Source organism: Thermodesulfobacteriota bacterium, from assembly GCA_039028315.1.
In the GTDB taxonomy this organism is placed as follows: domain Bacteria; phylum Desulfobacterota_D; class UBA1144; order Nemesobacterales; family UBA2774; genus CR02bin9.
Window position 1 is genome coordinate 1 of the sequence record JBCCIH010000219.1, and the last position, 3,348, is coordinate 3,348.

Annotated in this window: 4 protein-coding genes; 3 read left to right on the plus strand and 1 reads right to left on the minus strand. The window is 41.8% G+C overall.

What is annotated here, in order from left to right; genetic code table 11:
• Positions 1–549 (minus strand): ribulose-phosphate 3-epimerase (locus AAF462_11050; protein ID MEM7009659.1); only part of this gene is annotated, 549 nt, incomplete at its 3' end.
• A gap of 211 nt (positions 550–760) precedes the next feature.
• Between AAF462_11050 and metK the strand changes: the two genes are divergently transcribed.
• From metK to AAF462_11065, 3 genes are all read left to right on the plus strand, one after another.
• On the plus strand, positions 761–1,921 hold the full coding sequence (metK, locus tag AAF462_11055) for a methionine adenosyltransferase (GenBank protein ID MEM7009660.1): 1,161 nt from the start codon (positions 761–763) through the stop codon (positions 1,919–1,921).
• Positions 1,922–1,962: 41 nt separating this feature from the next.
• The gene (gene ahcY, locus AAF462_11060) at positions 1,963–3,219 is read left to right on the plus strand and encodes an adenosylhomocysteinase (protein ID MEM7009661.1); all 1,257 of its coding nucleotides are present in this window, start codon (positions 1,963–1,965) and stop codon (positions 3,217–3,219) included.
• Between the two features lie 20 nt (positions 3,220–3,239).
• A partial coding sequence (locus AAF462_11065) for a site-specific integrase (GenBank protein ID MEM7009662.1) occupies positions 3,240–3,348 on the plus strand: 109 nt, incomplete at its 3' end.

Here is a 3,348-nt window from a genome sequence, read left to right on the forward strand (position 1 = left end):
AACAGCCAGTATGCCAGTATGCGCAATGCAGGGTGACTCAGTGGTAAAAGACATAGTGCTAGCATGACTAGGGACGTGTACCACCATAGACTCTATAAATTTCTGGCCCGGAAAACCCGGTTCTACTGTCATAATAAGCACCATATCGACGTACTCTATCACTTCTTCAAGAGCAGAGATTGGAGTCATTGGGCTGATAGCCACACCAGCCTTTACACCCCTGTCTTTAATTTTGGACAGACTTCCATGTAGTAGCGTGCAAGTCTCGTACTGAAGAGTAATTCCTAAAATTGAATCGCCCGCTGCATCGATGAATTTGTCTGAGAAACTCTCCGGCGCCTCTATTTGAAGGTGTATGTCGAGCGCAGGAGGATTAGTTCTTGATAGCGCTTCTACTATTGGAATGCCGAGGGTTAAATTATGTACAAAGTGCCCATCCATAACATCCACATGGATCCAGTCCGCGCCAGCTTTCTTAATAGCCTCGACCTCTTGGCCTAGTCTTGTAAAATCCGCAGAAAGTATTGATGGAGCTATAATTTTAGTCATTTTTATTGTCCCTTAGAACTTATTGAGGTTACCGATTATACCACTAAAAAATATCTTAAGTAAAATTCAGTTAAACAAAATGATTTTGAATATCGATTTATAGAATTCTAAGCACACCGCATCTGCTAACAAAAGCTTGACACTGCCACTAAAACAATTTACCATAGACGACTTTATTAAATAACCATAGCAAAAGGAAAGGACTAATATTATGTCTCTTAAAAACTTCATTTTTACTTCCGAATCAGTAACCGAAGGCCACCCCGATAAGATGGCTGACGGCATATCTGATGCAATCTTAGATGCGATGCTGGCTCAAGACCTTCACAGTAGAGTTGCTTGTGAAACACTTATTACAACTGGTTTAACGGTTGTGGCAGGAGAAATCACCTCAAACGCTACAGTTGATATACAGGGAATAGTAAGGAGTAAAATTGCAGAAATAGGCTATACAGACAGCAACATGGGCTATGATGCCAATACATGCGGTGTGCTTGTAGCTTTAGATAAGCAGTCACCTGATATTTCAATGGGTGTTACCGCTGGAGAGAAAAAAGCTCAAGGTGCAGGTGACCAGGGCCTTATGTTCGGCTATGCAACAGACGAAACCCCAGAGCTTATGCCCTCCCCTATTATCTATGCTCACAAATTAACCAAAAGACTTTCAGAAGTAAGACGTGAAGGCATCATGCCGTACCTAAGACCAGACGGAAAATCACAGGTAACAGTTAAGTATGAAGATAACAAACCTGTTGCAATTGATGCGATTGTAGTTTCTTCTCAGCACTCTGATGATGTAGATAATAAGAGAATATATAACGACGTACTGGATCAGGTAATCAAGCCTTGTATAGATCCTGAGATGATTACCAAAGACACAAAAATTCACGTTAACCCAACTGGCAGGTTTGTCACCGGTGGCCCACAGGGAGACGCCGGTCTTACAGGTAGAAAAATTATCGTTGACACCTACGGCGGATGGGCCCGACACGGAGGAGGGGCTTTTTCAGGAAAAGATCCTTCTAAAGTTGATAGAAGCGCAGCTTATATGGCCCGCTATGTTGCTAAAAACGTAGTAGCCGCTGGACTAGCTAAAGAGTGCGAAGTTCAGCTTGCATACGCAATCGGAGTTGCCGAGCCGGTATCGGTTCTTGTTGAAACCTTTGGATCTGCTAACGCGCCTGAAGATAAGATTGCCGCAGCAATTAAAGAAGTATTTGACTTAACTCCTTCAGGAATCATTAGCAGTCTAGAGCTGTTAAAACCTATCTACCAGCAAACTGCTGCATACGGTCACTTTGGAAGAAGTGGGGACGGATTTACTTGGGAAAGAATTGACCGCGTCTCAGACTTACAAAAAGCAGTCGGATAAAATAAGCTAACAATTTTTTAAATAACAAACGGAGGCATCTAATGAAATACGATGTTAAAGACTTAGGACTGGCTAAGGAAGGGAAATTAAGAGTGGAATGGGCAGCTCAAGAAATGCCGGTGCTTGCTCAGATTAAAGATAGATTTAAAAAACAAAAACCTCTTAAAGGAATTACAGTTGCAGCCTGTCTTCATGTCACCACGGAAACAGCTCAGCTTGCGATTACGCTCAAAGAAGGCGGGGCAACCGTGGCACTTTGCGCATCAAACCCGCTAAGCACGCAGGATGATGTTGCAGCATATCTAGTGAAAGATCACAATATTTCGGTTTTTGCTATTAAAGGCGAAAATAATAAGACCTATTACAGTCATATAAACAGCGCAATTGATATGTCACCTCATATTACGATGGATGACGGCGCTGACGTAGTTTCAATCCTTCACAAAAGCAGAAAAGAAAAACTAGCGGGAATTATGGGCGGAACAGAGGAAACAACCACAGGTGTTATCCGCCTACGTGCCATGGCAGAAGACGGGGTCTTAAAATACCCAATCGTTGCCGTAAATGACGCTAACACTAAACACTTTTTTGATAATAGGTATGGAACAGGACAAAGTACGCTTGACGGAATTATAAGAGCAACTAACAGACTAATTTCTGGAACAACATTTGTAGTTTGTGGCTACGGATGGTGCGGAAAGGGTCTTGCTATGAGAGCAAGAGGACTTGGCGCAAATGTTGTGGTTACCGAGATTGATGAGCTTGCAGCACTTGAGGCAGTAATGGACGGATTTAGGGTAATGCCTATGTCAGAGGCTTCTAAAATTGGAGATTTCTTCTGCACAGTTACAGGAAACATTAGTGTTATTAGAAAAGAGCACTTTAGAAATATGAAAGACGGCGCAATCGTATCAAACTCAGGGCACTTTAATGTTGAGCTTGACCTAAAAGGCTTAAAAAGCATTTCAAAGAAAAAACGTGTTGTTAGAGAATACGTTGATGAATATACTCTTAAGAACGGCAAGAAAATTAACGTTCTTGGAGACGGAAGGCTCATAAATTTAGCTTCAGCTGAAGGACATCCGTCAAGTGTGATGGATATGAGTTTTGCTAACCAGTCTCTATGTGCTGAGTATGTTGTAAAGAATGCGAAGAAGCTTGAGAAACAAGTTTACAACGTACCTCAAACAATCGATACAGCTGTTGCAAGAATGAAGCTCAGAGCAAAGGGAGCTAAGATAGACAAGCTCACACCAGAGCAGAAAATTTATCTTAACTCTTGGGAAATGGGAACATAATGGTTTATAATAAATAGAACATGGACCAGCTCTTAGACTCCTTTATAGCCTATCTGGCTATTGAAAAGGGTCTTTCAAAAAACACACTTGAATCATACGGCAGAGACGTTAGAAAATTTGCGCTCTTCA

Coding starts and splice junctions, on each gene's coding strand:
- metK (MEM7009660.1), top strand. CDS start 761: ATGTCTCTTAAAAACTTCATTTTTACTTCCGAATCAGTAACCGAAGGC.
- ahcY (MEM7009661.1), top strand. CDS start 1,963: ATGAAATACGATGTTAAAGACTTAGGACTGGCTAAGGAAGGGAAATTA.